Origin of the sequence: Shinella oryzae (assembly GCF_023038235.1) — a bacterium.
Lineage (GTDB): Bacteria > Pseudomonadota > Alphaproteobacteria > Rhizobiales > Rhizobiaceae > Shinella > Shinella sumterensis.
Window position 1 is genome coordinate 1,269,865 of the sequence record NZ_CP081988.1, and the last position, 18,746, is coordinate 1,288,610.

The 18,746-nt window shown below is 63.3% G+C and carries 15 protein-coding genes; 4 read left to right on the top strand and 11 right to left on the bottom strand.

Annotated elements, in window-relative coordinates:
• Window positions 1-97: 97 nt before the first annotated feature.
• A complete protein-coding gene (locus tag K6301_RS22130) occupies window positions 98-3,079 on the top strand; it encodes an autotransporter outer membrane beta-barrel domain-containing protein (protein WP_247221006.1) in 2,982 nt (993 codons plus the stop codon).
• 53 nt (window positions 3,080-3,132) lie between these two features.
• Here the strand turns inward: K6301_RS22130 and K6301_RS22135 are convergent, their stop codons facing one another.
• Window positions 3,133-4,032: an SDR family oxidoreductase gene (locus K6301_RS22135; RefSeq protein ID WP_247221007.1), complete on the bottom strand. Its 900-nt coding sequence runs from the start codon at window positions 4,030-4,032 to the stop codon at window positions 3,133-3,135.
• A 95-nt stretch (window positions 4,033-4,127) separates the two neighbouring features.
• On the opposite strand from K6301_RS22135, the gene K6301_RS22140 reads away from it, so the two are divergent.
• Entirely contained in the window at window positions 4,128-4,961 is an 834-nt protein-coding gene (locus K6301_RS22140; protein ID WP_247221008.1) for a helix-turn-helix transcriptional regulator, read from the top strand.
• On the opposite strand, the gene K6301_RS22145 is transcribed toward K6301_RS22140, so the two are convergent.
• The 7 genes from K6301_RS22145 to K6301_RS22175 all read right to left on the bottom strand — a co-directional run bounded on the left by K6301_RS22145 (window position 4,958) and on the right by K6301_RS22175 (window position 12,091).
• A complete protein-coding gene (locus K6301_RS22145) occupies window positions 4,958-6,313 on the bottom strand; it encodes an FGGY-family carbohydrate kinase (RefSeq protein WP_247221009.1) in 1,356 nt (451 codons plus the stop codon). The two genes, K6301_RS22140 and K6301_RS22145, sit on opposite strands and share 4 nt — an antisense overlap.
• Window positions 6,314-6,324: 11 nt before the next feature.
• Entirely contained in the window at window positions 6,325-6,654 is a 330-nt protein-coding gene (rhaM, locus tag K6301_RS22150) for an L-rhamnose mutarotase (RefSeq protein WP_247221010.1), read from the bottom strand.
• Window positions 6,651-7,652, bottom strand: a complete 1,002-nt coding sequence (locus K6301_RS22155) for an ABC transporter permease (RefSeq protein ID WP_247221011.1) — start codon at window positions 7,650-7,652, stop codon at window positions 6,651-6,653. The genes rhaM and K6301_RS22155 overlap by 4 nt, the downstream gene beginning before the upstream one ends.
• Window positions 7,649-8,629 (bottom strand): ABC transporter permease, encoded by a 981-nt coding sequence (locus K6301_RS22160; protein ID WP_247221012.1) that lies wholly within the window; start codon window positions 8,627-8,629, stop codon window positions 7,649-7,651. Before K6301_RS22160 ends, K6301_RS22155 begins: the two co-directional genes overlap by 4 nt.
• Window positions 8,626-10,140, bottom strand: coding sequence for a sugar ABC transporter ATP-binding protein (locus K6301_RS22165; protein ID WP_247221014.1), 1,515 nt, complete (start codon window positions 10,138-10,140; stop codon window positions 8,626-8,628). The genes K6301_RS22160 and K6301_RS22165 overlap by 4 nt, the downstream gene beginning before the upstream one ends.
• A 122-nt stretch (window positions 10,141-10,262) precedes the next feature.
• Window positions 10,263-11,252: a rhamnose ABC transporter substrate-binding protein gene (gene rhaS / locus K6301_RS22170; RefSeq protein WP_247221016.1), complete on the bottom strand. Its 990-nt coding sequence runs from the start codon at window positions 11,250-11,252 to the stop codon at window positions 10,263-10,265.
• A 35-nt stretch (window positions 11,253-11,287) separates the two neighbouring features.
• Window positions 11,288-12,091, bottom strand: a complete 804-nt coding sequence (locus K6301_RS22175; RefSeq protein ID WP_134650120.1) for a DeoR/GlpR family DNA-binding transcription regulator — start codon at window positions 12,089-12,091, stop codon at window positions 11,288-11,290.
• A 178-nt stretch (window positions 12,092-12,269) separates the two neighbouring features.
• On the opposite strand from K6301_RS22175, the gene K6301_RS22180 reads away from it, so the two are divergent.
• Together K6301_RS22180 and rhaI are read left to right on the top strand one after the other, a co-directional pair.
• Window positions 12,270-14,372, top strand: coding sequence for a bifunctional rhamnulose-1-phosphate aldolase/short-chain dehydrogenase (locus K6301_RS22180; RefSeq protein ID WP_247221017.1), 2,103 nt, complete (start codon window positions 12,270-12,272; stop codon window positions 14,370-14,372).
• A gap of 22 nt (window positions 14,373-14,394) precedes the next feature.
• On the top strand, window positions 14,395-15,684 hold the full coding sequence (gene rhaI / locus K6301_RS22185) for an L-rhamnose catabolism isomerase (protein ID WP_247221019.1): 1,290 nt from the start codon (window positions 14,395-14,397) through the stop codon (window positions 15,682-15,684).
• Between the two features lie 51 nt (window positions 15,685-15,735).
• Here rhaI and K6301_RS22190 read toward each other — a convergent pair whose 3' ends face one another.
• The 3 genes from K6301_RS22190 to K6301_RS22200 all read right to left on the bottom strand — a co-directional run bounded on the left by K6301_RS22190 (window position 15,736) and on the right by K6301_RS22200 (window position 18,685).
• Entirely contained in the window at window positions 15,736-16,632 is an 897-nt protein-coding gene (locus tag K6301_RS22190; protein WP_134650117.1) for a sugar phosphate isomerase/epimerase family protein, read from the bottom strand.
• Between the two features lie 92 nt (window positions 16,633-16,724).
• Window positions 16,725-17,663, bottom strand: a complete 939-nt coding sequence (locus K6301_RS22195) for an ABC transporter substrate-binding protein (protein ID WP_247221021.1) — start codon at window positions 17,661-17,663, stop codon at window positions 16,725-16,727.
• A 68-nt stretch (window positions 17,664-17,731) separates the two neighbouring features.
• The gene (locus tag K6301_RS22200; protein WP_230640233.1) at window positions 17,732-18,685 is read right to left on the bottom strand and encodes an ABC transporter permease subunit; all 954 of its coding nucleotides are present in this window, start codon (window positions 18,683-18,685) and stop codon (window positions 17,732-17,734) included.
• Window positions 18,686-18,746: the final 61 nt, after the last annotated feature.

Genomic DNA, 18,746 nt, shown 5'->3' on the forward strand with positions numbered 1-18,746 from the left:
TCCTGGCCATGACTTTTACCGCTCGTTAACCATGATTGCTTAGGGATTGTTATCTATCCCGCCGATGGATGGCGGCGCTACAAGCATCGGCGGCCCCATGAAACGTCAACCGCTCTCGGCCTATTCCCGACGTATCGGCTTGTTCACGGCACTGGCATCCGTCACCCTGGTCACGCCGTCCCTCGCCCAGTCGGTCTGGTCCGGCAGTACGGACAATGAGTTCAGCACCGGAACCAACTGGACCCCGTCCCCGCCCGGCGAGAACGACACGGCCGAGGTCGATACCGGCTCGCCAATAGTCACCGACAACGCCACGGTCGGAAAGCTCGACATCGATGGCGGCAATGTCACGATCAGCAACACCGGCAGCCTGACCGTCAAGAACGGCACGACGATCCAGTCCGGCAGCCTCGGCATCAATGCCGATGGCGTGATGAATTCGAATGTCGAGCTCAACGACGGCAGCCTGTTCATTGACGGCACACTCAATGGGAAGCTGACCCTCAACAAGGGCAACGTCTCCGTCAACGGCGCGCTCGGCAGCGCCGCCGTCGGCGACACCACGGCGCTGACCAACAACGGTACAGTCGGCGATGTTTCAGTGTCCTCGGGCGGCACCTTCACCAACAACAATGGCGCATCTGCCGGCACGCTGACGAATGCGGGAACCGCGAGCAATGCCGGCACGCTCGACGCACTCAACAACACGGCCGGCACGTTCACCAACGATGGCGAGATCACCGGAAACGTCAGGGCGACCGGCGGAACGGTGACCAACAATTTCGTGATTACCGATGCCGATGTCGCCGCCGCCGCGATCTTCATCAACAACTCCAATGGTATCGCTGGGAATGTGCGCAACGCCGGCACCGCGTCGAATGCGGGCAGCATCGCCTCCCTCCGAAACGATGCGGGCTCCTTCACCAACAACAACGACGGCGAGGTCACGGGCAGAACGACCGTGACCGGCGGCGGCGTGACCAACAACGGAACGCTCAACGATGTCGTCGTGGGTTCGGGCGGCGTCTTCACCAATGCCAGCAATGCAACGGCGGGTGCGGTCACCAATGCCGGCAACGCGTCCAACGCCGGAACCATCGCCTCCCTGACCAACACGGCGGGAAGCTTCACCAACAACACCGACGGCGAGATTACCGGACAGACCAGGATCACCGGCGGAACGGTGACCAACAACTTCATCATCACCGATGCCGACGTCGCGGCGGCGGCTGCCTTCGTCAACAATACGAATGCGCAGGCCGGCGCCATCAGGAATTCCGGCAGCGTCACGAATGCCGGAACGATCGCCTCCGTCCGCAATGACGCCGGCACCTTCACCAACAACAGCGGCGGGCAAGTGACGGGCACGACGTCCGTGAACGGCGGCACGGTCATCAACAATGCCACGCTGGCAGACGTCAATATCGCCGCCCAAGGCACCTTCACCAACAACAACAGCGGCAGGACAGGCGCCGTCGTCAATGCGGGCATCGCCTCCAACGACGGCATCGTCGCCGGGCTCGCCAACAGCGGCGGCACGTTCACGAATACGGGCGAAATCGCCGGGGCGGTTCAAATCACCGGCGGCGCGCTCGTCAACCATGGCACGGTGGACGGCACGATCGATGTTTTCGACGGCGGTCTGCTGTCCGGCACCGGAATTGTGGGCGGCATCACGGTGAATTCAGGCGGTGTGCTCTCGCCAGGACCCGGAATAGCCACGCTGACGGTCGGCGGAGACCTGCGGTTTGGCACAGGCTCGTTCTACGATGTCGATATCATCGGCGCGGGCAGCGCCGACAGGGTGGACGTTGCCGGCGCCCTCACCATCGATGGCGGCACGGTGCGTTTGAACAATGCCGGCGGCACCTACGGTCTGACGAACCGCTACACAATCCTGACGGCGGACACCGTCACGGGTCGTTTCGGCGCCATCGAGAGCGACTTCGCCTTCCTTTCGCCGACACTCGTCTATGGCGCAAAGCAGGTGAATGTCGATCTCGACCGCAACGATGTCCGCTTCTCCGACGTTGCGCAGACCGGCAACGACCGCGCCACGGCAGCGGCCGTCGAAGCGCTGGGCGCTTCGAACCCGCTCTTCCTCTCGGTGCTGCCACTCGATGTCACGACAGCTGCGGACGCCTTTGCGCAGTTGAACGGCGAGGTGCACGCCTCCCTGCAAAGCCAGTTCCTCTTGGAAAGCCGCTTTCCCCGCGAGGCGGTGCTCGATCGCGCGGGTCTCCTGATCAGCGACAGGCACATGCCGGATGATGGCGTTTCCTTCTGGAGCTCAGGCGCGCTTGCAGCAAACCATTTTTCGGCCGACGGCAATGCCAGAGGCATGGACAGCCGGTTCGCGGGCGGCATCGTCGGGGGCGATCTGGCTATCGCCGACGACTGGCGTCTGGGCGGTCTCGTCGGTTATAGCCATCTCTCCGTCCAGCCGCAGGCGGATGCCGACACCTATCATGTCGGCGTCTACGCCGCCGGCTCGGTCGGGCCTGTCAACCTCACCGGCGGGGCTATTTACAGCCGCAACGCGATATCGACCCGACGCACGATCGCGTTCAGCAATTTCGAAGATCGCGTCGAAGCCGATTATAACAGCGACAGCCTGCAGGCCTTCGCCGAGATGTCCGCCGATCTGGACCTGACTGCTATCAGGCTCCAGCCCTTCGCCAACCTCGCCTATGTCAATCTCGATACCGATGCTTTCGGCGAAACGGGCGGGGCGGCCGCATTGACAGCCGGCAGCGGCTCAAGCGATCTGGTCATATCCACCATCGGCGCCCGCTTTTCGGCGGACCTGCCGGCCTACGACATTCCGGTAACCCTGACAGGAACGCTTGGCTGGCAGCATGCGGCCGGCGATCTGTCGCCATCCGCGACCTTTGCCTTTTCCGGCGGGTCACCTTTCATCCTGAAAGGCGTGTCCCTTCCCCGCGACGCCGCCGTCGTGAAAGCCGGCGTTACCGCCAGGCTCTCGAAATCGGCGCGCCTTACGCTCGGCTATTCAGGCGCGTTCGCCAATGGCCTGCATTCCCATACCGCCCAGGCAAACCTGCTCGTGAACTTCTAATTTGCGATGGCATCGCCTCGATGCGGAGGTCTCATCGAGGCGAGCCAGCGGGTTCACGCATCGAGCATGGAAAAGTTCATCGCCCGGAGGTCATCAAGCAGACCAGGCCCCGTCGGAACCCAGCCGAGTTTCTGCCGGGTCAGCGCGCTGGTCGCGCTGATGCCGGCCGCGGCGAAGAGGCTGAACCAGCCGAAATGGCTTTCGGCCTCGTCCGGCGACAGCGAAACCACGGGAAGTCCGAGGCCGGCCGCAATCACGCCGACGATATCGCGCATGGCAATGCCTTCTTCCGCGACGGCATTGTAGCGGGCGCCGCGCTCGGCGCGCGCCAGTGCCAGGACATAGAGCGCCGCCACATCGCTTACATGTGCGGCTGCCCAGCGATTGTCGCCCTCGCCGACATAAGCGGCGACACCCTTTTCGCGCGCCATCGCGATATAGGGCGAGATGAGGCCCTGCTTGACCGTGTCATGCACCTGCGGAAGCCGAACGACACCGATATTGACGCCGGCTTCCAGTTGCTCCTGGCCCGCCAGTTCCGAGGCGATGCGCGGATTGCGATGGTGCGCGTCGAACACGTCCTCGCGCGCGGGCTCTCCGTTGCCGGGGTTGCCGAGGCCGACGCCCGACGTGATGAGCATGGGCCGGTCCGAGCCCTTGAGCACGGATCCAAGCGCCGCGATGATCCGACGATCCTTTTCGCAATTGGCCACGAAGTTCGTAAAATCGTGATCGAACGCCGTGTGGATGACGGCGTCGGCGTTCTCCGCTCCACGCGCGAGGCGCGCCGGATCGTCCAGCGTTGCTATATGGGCGGACGCGCCGGCGCGCGCGAGCTCGTTTGCTCCGGCATCGGAGCGCGTGAGGCCTATGACCTCATGCCCCCCGGCCAGCAATTCACCAAGGATCCGGGAGCCGATGAACCCGGTGGCGCCTGTCAGAAAAACACGCATGAAACATCTCCTGCATTGACGCGCACCGGGATCTCATGAAAAATTGTCCTGTTAAAGTAGTGACTTTATCCTAGTATAATGGGCAACAGGATCGCATGAGCGGCACCGCCAAAGACAATGCGCTGGGGACCTTCCTGCGTGACCGACGCATGCGGCTTGACCCGACGACCTTCGGCTTCCAGCCCGGGCGGCGGCGCACACCGGGCCTGCGCCGCGAAGAGGTCGCCCAGCGCGCCAATATCAGCCCGACATGGTACACCTGGCTGGAGCAGGGACGCGGCGGGGCCCCGTCCTCCCATGTGCTCGACCGTATCGCCGCGGGGCTGATGCTGACCGAGCCGGAACGCGATCACCTTCATGTTCTGGCATTCGGTCATCCCCCCGAGCCGCATTATCGCCCGCACGACGGCATCACGCCCCGGCTGCAACGCGTGCTGGACGCCATGCCCTTCAGCCCCGCCATCATCCGGACGGCAACATGGGACGTGGTGGCGTGGAACAAGGCGGCCGCGATCATCCTGACGGACTATGCCAGGCTGCCGCCCGACCGGCGCAACATCTTGCGCATGATCTTTTCAGACGAGCGGGTGCGCGCTGCGCAGGACGACTGGCGCAACGTCGCCCGTTATGTCGTCGGGGCCTTCCGTGCGGACGCCGCACGCGCCGGCGCGGGGATGGAAATCCGGCAGTTGGTCGATGAGCTCTCCGCCAGCAGCCCGGAATTCAAGGCAATGTGGGACGACAATGAAATCGCGGGGGCGCGCGAGGGCATCAAGCGCCTTCATCATCCTCACCTCGGATCAATCGAGCTGGAATTCTCGAGCTTTGCGGTCGAGGGCCGGCCGGACCTCAACATGATGGTCTACAATCCGGCCAATGCAGAGATCATGGCGCGGTTTCGCGCGCTGATCGCCGATCCTTCAGTCTAGAGCCGCGCCTGCCACGCGCTGGCATAGCGGCGCAACGCAGCCTCGTGTCGCGGGCGTGGATTTGCCCTGCCCGTGGCGGGAGGCCGACCGTCCGCATCCAGCAAAGCGGCGCCAACGCTGGTTCCGGTGCCGGCGACGGCTTCCACAGGCCGGCCGGTCGAGGCGGCGAGCATGTCGAGATAGGCCGCGTTTTGGGCAAACGGACCTTCGACCAGAACCGGGCCTTGCGCCCCGACGATCTCGAGCCCCGTCGCCGTCATCAGCGCGAGGTAGAAGGAGATGACGACGAGCCGTTCCGCCGGCGCCAATGTCGCCGCCTCCACCGTCCATTCCGCCTTGCGCCCCTGAAAAGGGCCGGACTGATTTTCGACCGCCGGCAGAAGCATGACGCCACGCGCCAGCACGGCATCGATATCCGCGGCCGCATAGGCCTTGCGGGCGTCGCCGATCAGTCGCTCGAATTCCCGCCCGCCCATGAAGCGGGCGGAGGGAACGGCGTCGCCGTGGGCGTTGACATTGACGAGCGTATCGCGCGCCGGGTCGAGCGTAACCTTGGCGCCTCCCACGGCCATCGAGATGACCCATGTCCCCGTCGAGACGACGGCAAAGGGTTCATCGCGGGCAAGGAGATGAGCATAGAGCGAGGCGTTGGAATCGTGAATGCCGCAGATGACAGGTGTCGCGGGCGCGAGCCCCGTCACCGCCGCGATCTGAGGCAAGACCGGCCCCAGCCGGTCGGAGGCGCGCACCACCGGCGCCATCAATGCAGCCCAGCCCTCACGTTCGACCAGCGTGGAATATCGACCGGCCGCCGGATCCCAGAGATCGGTATGGCAACCAAGCGACGTCACCTCGTTGACCGCAACACCGCTCAGGCGGAAGGCCCAGTATTGCGGATAGGTCAGGATCGTTCGCGTCCGCTCCAGCAATCCCGGAACTGTCCTGAACAGCCAGAAGAGCTGGGCGCCGAGATTCAGGCCGAGCGGCAGGCGCGGCGAACCCGTCTCGGCAAACGTCGGGCGGACGGCATCATATTCCGCGGCAAGGCTGTCAGGACCGTCGAATTCGTAGTCCAGCGCAGGCGCGGCAAGCTTACCGTCGTCATCGAGAAGCACGGCCGAGGCGCCATGGGTTGTCATGGAAATGGCGTCGACACCGAACTGCGCCTGGAAGCGCCTCAGCGCGTCCAGAATGAAATCCCAAAGGCCCTCGATGTCATAATGCGGATAGGGCGGGCCCGTGAGCACCGCGTTCGGCCTGCGCATAACGGCGACTTCCGTCAGGCTCCCGCGTGCGACCAGCGCGACTTTCGCGTTTGTCTTGCCGATGTCGATGACGGCGATGTGGCGCATCGGGTTTCGGCTCATTCCATGTGGAAGACGGGCACGAGATCGATGGCGATCGGCTCGTTTCGGTCGTTCGTCGCCATGATGTCTGCCATGTGCGCCCACCATTTCTGCATGAGCGCCGTCTGCGGCAGCGCGGCCATCGTATGATCCCTTCGCCGCCACAGCACGCCGAACAGCACATTGGTCTCCTCATCGAGAAAGATTGAGTAATCGCTGACGCCTGCGGCGTGCAGAAGATCCACGAGCTCCGGCCATATCGCATCGTGCCGGCGCTTGTACTCGTCCTTCATCCCGGAATTGAGCAGCATCTTGAAGGCGTGTTTCTCGAGACCGGCATGGCTCATCGGCGGCGGTTCCTGACCTTGCGGAAGACGATCGGCAGGGCGATGACGAAGATGAGCAGCAGGCCGATGAAGATCGACATCACGATGCCCGGAACGTTGAGGAGGCCAAGGCCGAAGGTGACGAGGCCCATGATGAGGGCAGCCAGAACCACGCCCTGGATCGTTCCCGCGCCGCCGAGAATGGAGACGCCGCCGAGCACGACCATGGTCACCGCTTCAAGCTCCCAGCCGGCCGCGATGGAGGGACGGGTCGAATCGAGCCGGGAGGTCAAAAGTACCGCGGCAATTCCAGACATGAGACCGGTCAGCAGGAAGAGGATGAATTTCACCCGCTCGACCCGGATGCCGGAGAAGCGGGCGGCCACGTCGTTGTTACCGATGGCGAAGACCTGCCGGCCGAAATTCGTGCGGTGCAGGAGCACGTAATAGAAGAGCGCGAAGAGGACGAAGAGCGCGAACTCGAAGGAGAAGACCCAGAAGACATAGCCCTGGCCGAAATAGGCGAAGCTTGCCGGATAGCCTTTGAAGGCCTGGTCACCGAGCACGATATAGGAAATGCCGCGAAAAAAGCTCATCGTGCCGATCGTCACGACGATGGAAGGCAGGCCGAGCCCGGTCACCAGGAACCCGTTGAACGCACCGCAGACGATCCCGGTCGCAACCCCGATCAGCACCAGCTCGGGCGTGCCCGCGCCGTATTGCAGCGCCAGGCCCATCATGGTCGAGGCGAGCGCGATGATCGAGGCCACCGAGAGATCGATTTCGCCGGAGATGATCAGCAGCGCCATGGCGAGCGCAATCAGCGCCTTTTCCGTGAAGTTGAAGGTCGCGTCCGATAGCGCCCACGGCGACAGGAAATAGGGCGAGGCGAACGAATTGACGACGAAAAGCACGATGCCGACCACCAGCAGCAGGCTCGGCCAGGAGAAGACCGCCGAGCGCAGCGGCGTGCCGAGCCGGTCGGGAATGCGGCGGGTTTCGGTGGATGGCACGCTCATGCGGCAGCCTCCGCGGTTCTGAGAATGAGGCGCTGGCTGCGCTTGGCGCCGCGCCCGTTGAGAACGACGGCAAGAATGATCGCCGCGCCCGAGATCGCCATCTGCCAGAAGGGCGAGATATTGATGACCGGCAAGGCACCGTTGATGACGCCGAGGAAGAGTGCGCCAAGCACCGCGCCCGCCACGGTGCCGACGCCGCCGGAAATCGAGATTCCGCCGATGACGCAGGCCGCGACCACGGTCAGTTCGTAACCGCGCGCCACTTCGACCGAGCCGATGACATAGCGCGAAACCCAGAGATAGCCGCAAAAGCCGGACAGAAGGCCGGAGATACAGAAGGCGAGGAAGGTCGTGCGACCGACGTCGATGCCGGCATAGACCGCCGCGGTGGGATTGACGCCGACTGCATAGAAGGATCGGCCGAGCGCCGTGCGCGACATGAGGACCACGAAGGCGAGTATGATGGCGACCGCATACCAGACGAGCAGTGGCAGCCCCAAGACCTCGATGCGCGTGAAGGCCACGAAGGAGGGCGAAAACGCATCCGCATTCACCCATTGTCCGCCGGCGATCAGGAAGATGACGCCGCGATAGATGGTGAGCGAGCCGAGCGTCACGACGATGGCGGGAATACCGAGCCCCCAGATGAACACGCCGTTGAGCGCCCCGAGTAGCAGGCCGCTGAAAGCAGCCACTACCATCAGCATCGGCACGGGAATGCCGGGAGCGGCCTGGTTGATCAGCGCCACGATCATGCCGGAAAGGGCAAGGTTGGACGCCATGGACAGGTCGATCGAGCGGGTGAGGATCACCACCATCTGGCCAAGCGCAAGAATCATGAGGATGGATGAATCCTCGACGATGCCGGAAAGGCGCGATGGCGACGCGAAGCCCGGCGCGCGCAGGTTGGCGGCGAAGACCAGCGCTGCGATAAGCACCGCCAGCCAGAATTCCCGCACTTTGACGATCGCGCTCATGCGGCCTCCCCGATGCCTGCGGCCGCCCTGACCAGCATCTCCGGTTCCAGGGTGGCGTCGTTTTCGAATTCACCGACGATGCGGCCCTCGCGCATGACCACGATGCGGTCGCTCATCCCCATGATCTCGGGGAGTTCGGAGGAGACCATGATCACGGCGAGCCCCTGCGAGGCGAGCTCCGACATGAACTCGTGGACCGCCGCCTTCGAGCCGATATCGATGCCCTTGGTCGGCTCGTCGAGGATGATGACGCGCGGCTTCGTCGCCAGCCACTTGGCGATCACCACTTTCTGCTGGTTGCCGCCAGAGAGGTTGCCGACATTCTGGTCCAGTGCGGCAGCACGCAGGTCCAGCCGCTCGGTATATTCGCGCGCCAGCTTGAACTCTTCCGCCAGCCGCAGGAAACCGTGCCGCGACGTCTTTCTGAGCGAAGCGAGCGTGACGTTCTGGAAGATCGGCAGGCCGGTGACGGCGCCCTGCTTGCCGCGATCTTCCGGAACATAGACGATGCCCCTGTCGACAGCCTGGGCGGGCGAGCGGATGACGGCCACCTCGCCATCGATGCGCACCGCGCCCTTGGACGGTTTCGTGATGCCGAACAGCGACTGCATGACTTCGCTCCGGCCCGCGCCGACAAGGCCGTAGAAGCCGAGGATTTCTCCAGCCCGAAGCGAAAAGCCGATATCGGCGAACTCGGTCGGATGGCAGTAACCGACGACCTTGAGCACCTCGTCGCCGGGCGTCACCTCTTTCTTCGGAAACACCTGATCGACCGAGCGGCCGACCATCATGCGGACGATCTCCTGCTGCGACGTGTCCTGCAACAGCCCCTCGCCCACCATCTCGCCATCGCGGAAGACCGTGTAGCGGTCGGCGATACGGTAGATCTCGTCGAACTTGTGGGAGATGAACAGGATCGCCTTGCCCTGCCGTTTCAAGAGCTCGACCAGTTCGAAGAGGTCCTGGATTTCCTTGTAGGACAGGGCTGCCGTCGGCTCGTCCATGATGACGACCTCGGCATTGACCGAAAGCGCGCGCGCCACCGCCACCAGATGTTTGTTGGCGATGGACAAATCCTTCAGCTTCGTGTCGGACGCGATATGGCCGGCGCCGATTTCCGTAAGCAGCGTCCTGGCGCGCGCATTCATTCCCCGCCAGTCGATCAGGCCGAACGCGCCGCGGGGCGCATGGCCGAGGAAGATGTTTTCCGCCACCGACAGCTCGTCGAAGAGAACCGTTTCCTGGTGTATCGCGGTGATTCCGGCCTGGAAGGCGGCATGCGGCGACGACAGCACGACGGGCTTGCCGGAAACCCGGATCTCACCCTCGTCCGGCTGGTAGATGCCCGTCATGGTCTTGACCAGCGTCGACTTGCCGGCACCGTTCTCGCCGATCAGCGCGGTGACCTCTCCCGGATAGAGGCGCAGCGCCACCTTGTGCAGCGCGCGCACCCCGGGAAAGGATTTCGAGATCCCCGACAGCTCGACCTTCGGCTCATTTGGGATAGTCATCGGCTTCAGGACCCGACCTGTCTTCAAGAAAGGAGTGTGCGACAACGCCGCCGGAAATCGCCTCCGGCGCGCAGGAAGAGCGCGGCGGAGACCGTCGCTCCGCCGCGTCGCCTTTCAAGGCTTCAGTAGATCTTCGAGAATTTCTCGATATTCGACTTGTCGAACTGGTAGGGCGCGGCCATGGCGGCGGCATTCGTGTCATCGAGCGTGATCGAGCCGACCTTGCCGATGGAGAAGGTCGCGCCCGGCTCTGCCGCCTTGCCCTTGACGAGCTGGTCGGAGAGGTAAACGGCCGAATAGCCGAGGTCGATGGGGTTCCACAGCGCCACGCCTTCCGACGCGCCGTTATCGATGAACTTCTTGAACTCGGAAGGAAGCGCCAGGCCGGTCACGTTGATCTTGCCGATCAGCTTCTGGTCGGTGACGACCTGTGCGGCCGCCACGACGCCGACCGTCGTCGGCGCGATGATGGCCTTGAGATCCGGATAGGACGAGATCAGGCCCTTGGCTTCGTTTGTGGATTTCACGGAGTCATCGTCGCCATAGACCACGGCGGCGAGCTTGATCTTCGGGAACTTGGTCGGCAGCACTTCCTTGGCGGCCTCGATCCAGGCGTTCTGGTTGGTCGCGGTGGACGACGCCGACAGGATCGCCACTTCGCCGCCTTCGGGCAGGTGATCGGCGGCAAGCTTGATGATGGTCTCGCCGATCAGCTTCGTCTCGGACGGATTGAGATGCAGCAGGCGGCCATCCTTGGCGACGCCGGAATCCCAGGAGATGACCTTGATGCCGCGATCCATCGCCTTTTTGAGGACCGGAACGAGCGCATCGGGATCGTTGGCCGAGATGGCGATCGCGTCGACCTGCTGGGCGATCAGCGAATTGATGATTTCGATCTGGCCTTCGGCCGTGGCCGAGGTGGGGCCGGTATAGATGACCTCGATGTCGCCGATTTCCTTGGCGGCCTCCTCCGCTCCCTTGGCGGCGGCATCAAAGAAGCCGTTGCCGAGCGACTTGACGACGAGCGCGATGCGCTCGGCAGCGGACGCGGGCCCCGCCATCAGAGCGGCGGCGATGGCCGTGGAAATTGCAAGCTTGTGCAGAAATTTCATGGTGGTTCCTCCCGTTGAAGTTTCCCCGACGGCGCTCACGCGACGATCGAGGCCTGATCTCTTGCTGTTTTATCCGCGATGATAAGCCCGACGCCTGCCTCCTCCAGCATCTGTCGGTCCTCGTCGCGAATTCCGTCATCGGTGATAACGGTGGTCACACGGTCCAGCGGGCAGAGCACAAGGCTGGACCGCTTGCCGAATTTCGATGAATCGGCGAGCACGACGAGTTCGTCGGCCTGGCCCATGAGCTTCTGCTCGGCCTGGATCAGCAGCGGATCGGCCTCCATGAGACCGAGCTTGCCCAGGCCCTGCGCGCCCATGAACATGCGCCGGGCGTAGAAATTGCGCGTCACATCGTTCTCGAAAGGGCTGAGAATGATGTTCTGCTCGCGATAGATGACGCCGCCGGACAGCATGATCGTGTTCTTGGAATGCTTCAGCAGGTGCTCGGCGATCGGAAAGGAGTTGGTGAATATCTGCATGCGGCGCGCGGCCAGAAGATGCACCATTTGGAACGTCGTCGTGCCACCGTTGATGATGATCGGGTCGCCGTCGACGCACAGTTCCACCGCCTTCAGCGCGATCGCGCGCTTCTGAGCGATATTGATCGTTTCATTGACGGAGAACGGCCGGCCGGCAAGACCGGGGAACTGCGGCGGATTGATCGCCTCGGCACCGCCGCGCACCCTGCGCAGCTTCTTCTGCACATGCAGCGTCGCAATGTCCCGCCGGATCGTCGCTTCCGACGATTCCGTCAGTTCAACCATTTCGCCCACGGTCACGACAGGCTTTTCCTGGACCGCGGACAAAATGATGCGATGGCGCTCTTTCTCGTGCATGAAATCCTCCTTGCCTGAACTTTCCACTGAACGCGAAACTTGTCAATCATATCCAATCATAAATAATCATATCGCAGTGCAATATGATCGATTTTGATTGAATGCGATTGACTTGGAAACATTTCTGCCGCATCGATAACGCAAAAGCCAAATATGCGCATCGCGCCGGGAGGAAGAGATGTCGACACAAGAGGCCGGTTCGCGGCTGACGAACCTGTGGGATAAGGCCCGTGCGGCCGGCATGAGCGAGCCGGAGCTGCTTCTCTACCGCTCCAATCTTCTCGGATCCGACAAGCGCGTCACCAATTACGGCGGCGGGAACACCTCCGCGAAGGTCATGCAGAAGGACCCGCTCACCGGCGAAACGGTCGAGGTCCTCTGGGTGAAAGGCTCGGGCGGCGACGTCGGGACGATCAGGATGGACGGCTTCGCCACGCTCTACATGGACAAGCTGCGCGCGTTGAAGGGCCTCTATCGCGGCGTGGACTTCGAAGACGAGATGGTCGGCTACCTGCCCCATTGCACGTTCAATCTCAACGCCCGCGCCGCCTCCATCGATACGCCGCTGCATGCCTATGTGCCGAAAAAGCATGTCGACCACATGCATCCTGACGCCATCATCGCCATTGCGGCGTCCGCCAATTCGAAGGCGTTGACCCAGCAGATTTTCGGCGGCGAGATCGGCTGGCTGCCCTGGAAGCGTCCAGGCTTCGAACTCGGCCTCTGGCTGGAGACATTCTGCCTCGAAAACCCCCAAGCGAAGGGCGTGGTTCTCGAAAGCCACGGCCTCTTCACCTGGGCCGACGACGCCGCATCCTGCTACGGGCTCACCATCGACGTCATCAACCGGGCAATCGCCTGGTTCGAGACGGAAACGGCCGGCAAGGCGATTTTCGGCGGCGAAAAGCACAAGGCGCTTGCTCCTGCGGAACGTCGTGCCGTCGCCGCGCGCTTGATGCCGGCGATCCGCGGCATGGTTTCGGAAGAGGCCCATATGGTCGGGCATTTCGACGACAGCGACGCCGTGCTGCAATTCGTCTGCGGCAAGGACATGGAGGCGCTCGCCACGCTCGGCACCTCCTGCCCCGACCATTTCCTGCGGACGAAAATCCGCCCGCTGGTCGTCGATTTCGATCCTGCGAAGCCGGATGTCGCGGGAACGCTGGAAAGCCTGAAGCCGGCTGTGGAAGGCTACCGGAAGGACTATGCGGCCTATTACGACCGTTGCAAGCATGCCGACAGCCCGGCGCTGCGCGACCCCAACGCCATCGTCTATCTCGTGCCGGGCGTCGGCATGATCACCTTCGCCAAGGACAAGGCGACGGCGCGCATTTCCGGCGAATTCTACACCAACGCCATCAATGTCATGCGTGGCGCCTCGACCGTCTCGACCTATGTCGGCCTGCCCGAGCAGGAGGCCTTCGACATCGAATACTGGCTGCTAGAGGAAGCGAAATTGCAGCGCATGCCGAAGCCGAAGTCGCTCGCCGGCCGCATCGCCGTCGTCACCGGCGGCGCCGGTGGTATCGGCTCGGCGACCGCCGCCCGGCTGCTTTCCGAAGGCGCGTGCGTCGTGCTCGCCGATATCGACGAGACTGCCCTTGCCTCGGCCGCCGACAATCTTGCGGGCAGCCACGGCAAGGATGTCGTGCGCACCGTGCAAATGAATGTGACCGACGAAGCCGCCGTGATCGCTGCCTATGCGGAGATCGCGGTCGAATTCGGCGGTATCGACATCGTCGTTTCCAACGCCGGTATCGCCTCGTCCGCCCCGGTGGAGGAAACGTCGCTGGAACTCTGGAACCGGAACCTCGCCATTCTCTCCACCGGCTACTTCCTCGTTGCCCGTGAGGCATTCAAGGTGTTGCGCCAGCAGGCGATCGGTGGGTCGGTGATCTTCATCGCCTCCAAGAACGGCCTTGCCGCCTCCCCCAACGCGTCGGCCTATTGCACGGCGAAGGCATCCGAAATCCATCTCGCGCGCTGCCTGGCACTGGAAGGGGCGGATGCCGGCATCCGCGTCAACGTGGTCAATCCGGATGCCGTGCTGCGCGGCTCCAAGATCTGGTCCGGCGAATGGCTCGACCAGCGCGCCTCGACCTACAAGACGGACAAGGAGGGGCTGGAGGAAATGTACCGCCAGCGCTCCATGCTGAAGCGTTCGGTGCTGCCGGAAGACGTTGCGGAAGCGACCTACTTCTTCGCCTCGGAGGCCTCGTCCAAATCGACGGGCAACATCATCAACGTGGACGCCGGCAACGTCCAGGCGTTCACGCGCTGAGACCGGCTGCTCTGGGAGGACGATGATGACGGGAATCGAAAAGAGCGTCGTGGACGCACATAATGACGGGGCGGCGGCGGCACTGAAGGCAGATTATGCCGCGCTCGGTGAGCATCTCAACCGCCGCGGCATCGATATCGATGCGATCAAGGCGAAGGTGTCACGCTATGGCGTTGCCGTCCCCTCATGGGGGGTGGGAACCGGCGGCACGCGTTTTGCGCGTTTTCCGGGCGCCGGCGAGCCGCGCGACATCTTCGACAAAATGGACGACTGCGCCGTCATCCACCGGCTCACCGGCGCGACACCCTCGGTCTCGCTGCACATCCCGTGGGACAAGGCCGATCCGGCCGCGCTGAAGGCCAAGGCCGAAGAAACGGGTCTCGCCTTCGATGCCATGAATTCCAACACGTTCCAGGACCAGGCGGACCAGACGCATTCCTACAAGTTCGGCTCGCTGTCGCATGCCAGCGCCGCGACGCGCCAGCAGGCCGCCGAGCACAACATCGAATGTATCGAAATCGGCAAGGCCATCGGCTCGAAGGCGTTGACGGTGTGGGTCGGCGACGGCTCGAACTTTCCCGGCCAGACGAATTTCACCAGGCAATTCGAGCGCTACCTCGACGCGATGCGGACGGTCTACAAGGCGCTGCCCGACGACTGGCGCATCTTCACCGAGCACAAGATGTACGAGCCGGCCTTCTACTCGACCGTCGTGCAGGACTGGGGCACCAACTACATGATCGCCGAAGCGCTCGGGCCGCAGGCTTACTGCCTCGTCGACCTTGGTCACCATGCGCCCAACGTGAATATCGAGATGATCGTCGCGCGCCTGATCCAGGCGAAGAAGCTCGGCGGCTTCCACTTCAACGATTCCAAATATGGCGACGACGACCTCGATACGGGTTCGATCGATCCCTATCGCCTCTTCCTCGTCTTTAACGAACTGGTCGACGCCGAGATCCGCGGTGCGGAAGGCTTCCGTCCCGCCCATATGCTCGACCAGTCGCACAACGTCACGGACCCGATCGAAAGCCTGATGGTTTCGGCCATGGAAGTGCAACGCGCCTACGCTGCCGCCCTTCTTGTCGACCGAAAGGCGCTGGAGGGCTTCCAGGAAGGCAACGATGCCCTGATGGCGACGACCACGCTGAAAAAAGCGTTCCGCACCGATGTCGAGCCGATCCTGGCGATGGCGCGGTTCGAGAAGGGCGCAGCAATCGATCCGGTCACCGCTTTCCGCGCGTCCGGTTATCGCGCCAAGGTCGCCGCGCAACGCCCGGCAGTATCGGGCGCGGGCGGCGGCATCGTCTGATGCAAGGTGCCGGCGGCCTGCGCGCGCAAGCCACCGGCATTGTCTGCTCCGTCAGGCCGGAAGGTGCGCCTGGCGGACCAGCGCGTCCTTGAGCCGGGCCGTCTCGAGGCCCAGTTCGATGAAGCGATGGGCGTGTCGGGCAAGCGCGACATTATCGTCCCACAGGTTGCGCCAGATCGCGGTCTTCAGCGACAGGTCCTTGTCGACGATGGTCGTCGAGAAGGATTCGAACGTCACGTAGTCATCCCAGCCGATGGCCACCAGCGCATCGAAGATCGCGGCGAAATCGATCGTGCCTGTTCCGAGATAGCCACGATGGCTTTCACCGATATGGATGTAGCCGATCTTGTCGGCGGCGTGCCGGATCGCGAGGCCGACATCCGCCTCTTCGATGTTCATGTGGAACGTATCGAGGTGCAGCAGCACGTTCGATGCACCGGTATCGCGGATATAAGCCATGCCCTGCGCTGCGGTGTTGAGCATGTTGCTCTCGAAGCGGTTGACGATCTCCAGATTGAGGGTCACGCCGGCCGCCTTGGCGCGCTCTGCGACCTTGGTCAGCGCCGCGACACTGGTATCCCAGCTCTTGCGTGTGAGCGCGTGTTCCTGCTTGCCATGGGCGGAGCTCAGGATGCCGGCGAGCTTCGTGCCGCCGAGATCGCGCACCAGCGCCACCGCCCTGTCGAGAATATCGGTGCCGTTGGCGACGACGGAGGCGTCATCGCTGGAAATGTCGCCTTCCGGCGGCAGGCCCATGCTGATTGCCACGTCGAGCTCGAGCTCCCGCAACCGCCCGGCGAGCCAGTTCACATCGACCTGCCTGGGATCGAGATAGGAAAACTCGATGAGCTTGTAACCGAGCCTGTGCGTGTTCTCGAGCGCCTTTTCGAGCTCGTTACGCGAAGAGCCTGCGCTCCAGACGAAGGAGTGAACACCGATTTTCGACATGATCCCGGCTGCTTTCTGAAAGGAAGGAATGAAACACGGTCGGCCGGACACGCCGCTTTCGCAAGACGCGCCCGGCCGTCGGGGAGGAAGGCTTAGCGGGCTGCGGTCCAGCCCTTGTAATCCTTGACGTTGTCGGCCGTGATGAGCTGCGGATCGAGCAGCACGACGGGCTCGGCCGGCTTCTTGCCGTTCAGAACCTCGACCCCGAGCTTCAGCGCCTCACCGGCCATGACATAGGGATCCTGCGAGGCGGATGCCTTGATCATCGAATTGCCGCTGGCAAGCGCCTTCTCGATATCCGGCGCGCCATCGACCGCAGTGAAGAAGAACTCGCTGCGGTTCAGCTGCTTGGCGGCAAGTTCCGCGCCGATCGCGGTCGGGTCGTTGATCGCGAAGACGGCATCGATCTTGTCGAAGCGGGTGAGCAGGCCCTGCATCACGGCAAGGCCGCCATCGCGCGAGCCCTGGCCGTTCTGGTCGTCGGAGAGGATCTTGATATCGGCATGCTTGCCGAGCGCTTCCTTGCAGCCCTGCACGCGCTCGAGGATCGACGAGGAGGCCGGACCGTTGATGATGACAACGTCGCCCTTGTTGCCAAGCTTCTCGGCGATGTAGTTGCAGGCCTCTTCGCCGGCCTTGACGTTGTTGGTCATGACGGTGACGTCGGCGCCGGGAGCGGAAACGTCGAACGCCGCGACGACGACGCCGGCAGCCTGGGCCTTCTTGACGGCGGGCGCGATCGCCTTCGCATCGACGGCGTTCAGCATGATGATGTCGACGCCGGCCGCGATGAAGCTGTCGATCTGCGAAACCTGCTTGTTGAGGTCATAGTCGGCCGAAACCGAGGTGACTTCGACATTCGGGTTGATTTCCTTGGCGCGGTCCTCGATGCCCTTGATCGTGGCGACGAAGAACGGGTTGCCGAGCAGGCCGACCGAGATACCGATCTTGTTGAGGTCCTTGGCGGCGGCAGGCATGGCGAGTGCGGCAGCCATGGCGGTGCCGACGAGCAACTTGGACATAAGACGCATGTTTTCCTCCTTTGGTGACGCTTGTCGCGCCGTTGTCTCCGGTTGTGACCGGTTCTTTCAGCCGGACCTCACGTCCGGCTAAGCCCTTTGAGCCTGTAGCGATCAAGGCCGACGGCGACGATGATGACCAAGCCCTTGATGATGTATTGCCAGATATCCGAGACCCCGACGAGAATGAGGCCGTTGGAGAGCACGGCGATGATGAGCGCCCCGATCAACGTGCCCCAGATCGAGCCGACGCCGCCGACGAAACTGGTGCCGCCGAGAATGACGGCCGCGATGGCATCGAGTTCATAGGCCTGGCCGAGCTGCAGGCCGTTGGCCGCATAGAGGCGGGCAGCCGACATGGCACCGCCGAGGCCCGAAAGCAGGCCGGACATGGAATAGACGAAGAGCAGCACCAGCGGCACCTTGATGCCGGTCAGACGCGCGGCCTCGGAGTTGCCGCCGACGGCATAGATCCAGGTGCCCAGCACGGTTCGCTTCAGGATGAACCAGGAGACGATGATCGTGGCGATGGCGATGATGGCGAGCCAGGGAACGCCGAACAGCGAGCCGTTGCCGATGAAGTCGAACGGCAGGTCCGGGTTGAACACGGTCGTGTCGCTGCCGAGCAGGCGTGCCACGCCGCGGATGGCGGTGAGCGAGCCGAGCGTCACGATGAAGGGCGGCAGCTTCAGCCAGGCGATGATGGCGCCGTTGAGGAAACCGCAGGCAAGGCCGGCGGCGATCGCCGCGGGAACGCCGAGCATGCCGAGGTCAGGTACGAGCGAGACGATGACGGCGATCATGGCCGAGGCCGCGAGGATGGATCCGACCGAGAGGTCGATGCCGCCGGTCAGGATGACGAAGGTCATGCCGGCGGCCAGCACCGTGTTGATCGATGCCTGCTGCATGACGATCGACAGGTTGTTGACCGAGAGGAACCGGCCGCTCAGCACATGAAAGCCGATGGCCAGCAGCACGAGCACCGGCAGCATGCCAAGCGCCGTCAGCGTCGAGCGGAACTTCAGCTTGTCCATCCGGGTCTGTTCGGTTTCGCCTGCAGTCATGATGTCCGTTCCCGTCTTCGTCTGTCTGGTT

Excerpts from the sequence above, each read along its gene's own strand:
- K6301_RS22130 (WP_247221006.1), top strand. The coding sequence starts at position 98 with ATGAAACGTCAACCGCTCTCGGCCTATTCCCGACGTATCGGCTTGTTC.
- K6301_RS22135 (WP_247221007.1), bottom strand. The coding sequence starts at position 4,032 with ATGCGTGTTTTTCTGACAGGCGCCACCGGGTTCATCGGCTCCCGGATC.
- K6301_RS22140 (WP_247221008.1), top strand. The coding sequence starts at position 4,128 with ATGAGCGGCACCGCCAAAGACAATGCGCTGGGGACCTTCCTGCGTGAC.
- K6301_RS22145 (WP_247221009.1), bottom strand. The coding sequence starts at position 6,313 with ATGCGCCACATCGCCGTCATCGACATCGGCAAGACAAACGCGAAAGTC.
- rhaM (WP_247221010.1), bottom strand. The coding sequence starts at position 6,654 with ATGAGCCATGCCGGTCTCGAGAAACACGCCTTCAAGATGCTGCTCAAT.
- K6301_RS22155 (WP_247221011.1), bottom strand. The coding sequence starts at position 7,652 with ATGAGCGTGCCATCCACCGAAACCCGCCGCATTCCCGACCGGCTCGGC.
- K6301_RS22160 (WP_247221012.1), bottom strand. The coding sequence starts at position 8,629 with ATGAGCGCGATCGTCAAAGTGCGGGAATTCTGGCTGGCGGTGCTTATC.
- K6301_RS22165 (WP_247221014.1), bottom strand. The coding sequence starts at position 10,140 with ATGACTATCCCAAATGAGCCGAAGGTCGAGCTGTCGGGGATCTCGAAA.
- rhaS (WP_247221016.1), bottom strand. The coding sequence starts at position 11,252 with ATGAAATTTCTGCACAAGCTTGCAATTTCCACGGCCATCGCCGCCGCT.
- K6301_RS22175 (WP_134650120.1), bottom strand. The coding sequence starts at position 12,091 with ATGCACGAGAAAGAGCGCCATCGCATCATTTTGTCCGCGGTCCAGGAA.
- K6301_RS22180 (WP_247221017.1), top strand. The coding sequence starts at position 12,270 with ATGTCGACACAAGAGGCCGGTTCGCGGCTGACGAACCTGTGGGATAAG.
- rhaI (WP_247221019.1), top strand. The coding sequence starts at position 14,395 with ATGATGACGGGAATCGAAAAGAGCGTCGTGGACGCACATAATGACGGG.
- K6301_RS22190 (WP_134650117.1), bottom strand. The coding sequence starts at position 16,632 with ATGTCGAAAATCGGTGTTCACTCCTTCGTCTGGAGCGCAGGCTCTTCG.
- K6301_RS22195 (WP_247221021.1), bottom strand. The coding sequence starts at position 17,663 with ATGCGTCTTATGTCCAAGTTGCTCGTCGGCACCGCCATGGCTGCCGCA.
- K6301_RS22200 (WP_230640233.1), bottom strand. The coding sequence starts at position 18,685 with ATGGACAAGCTGAAGTTCCGCTCGACGCTGACGGCGCTTGGCATGCTG.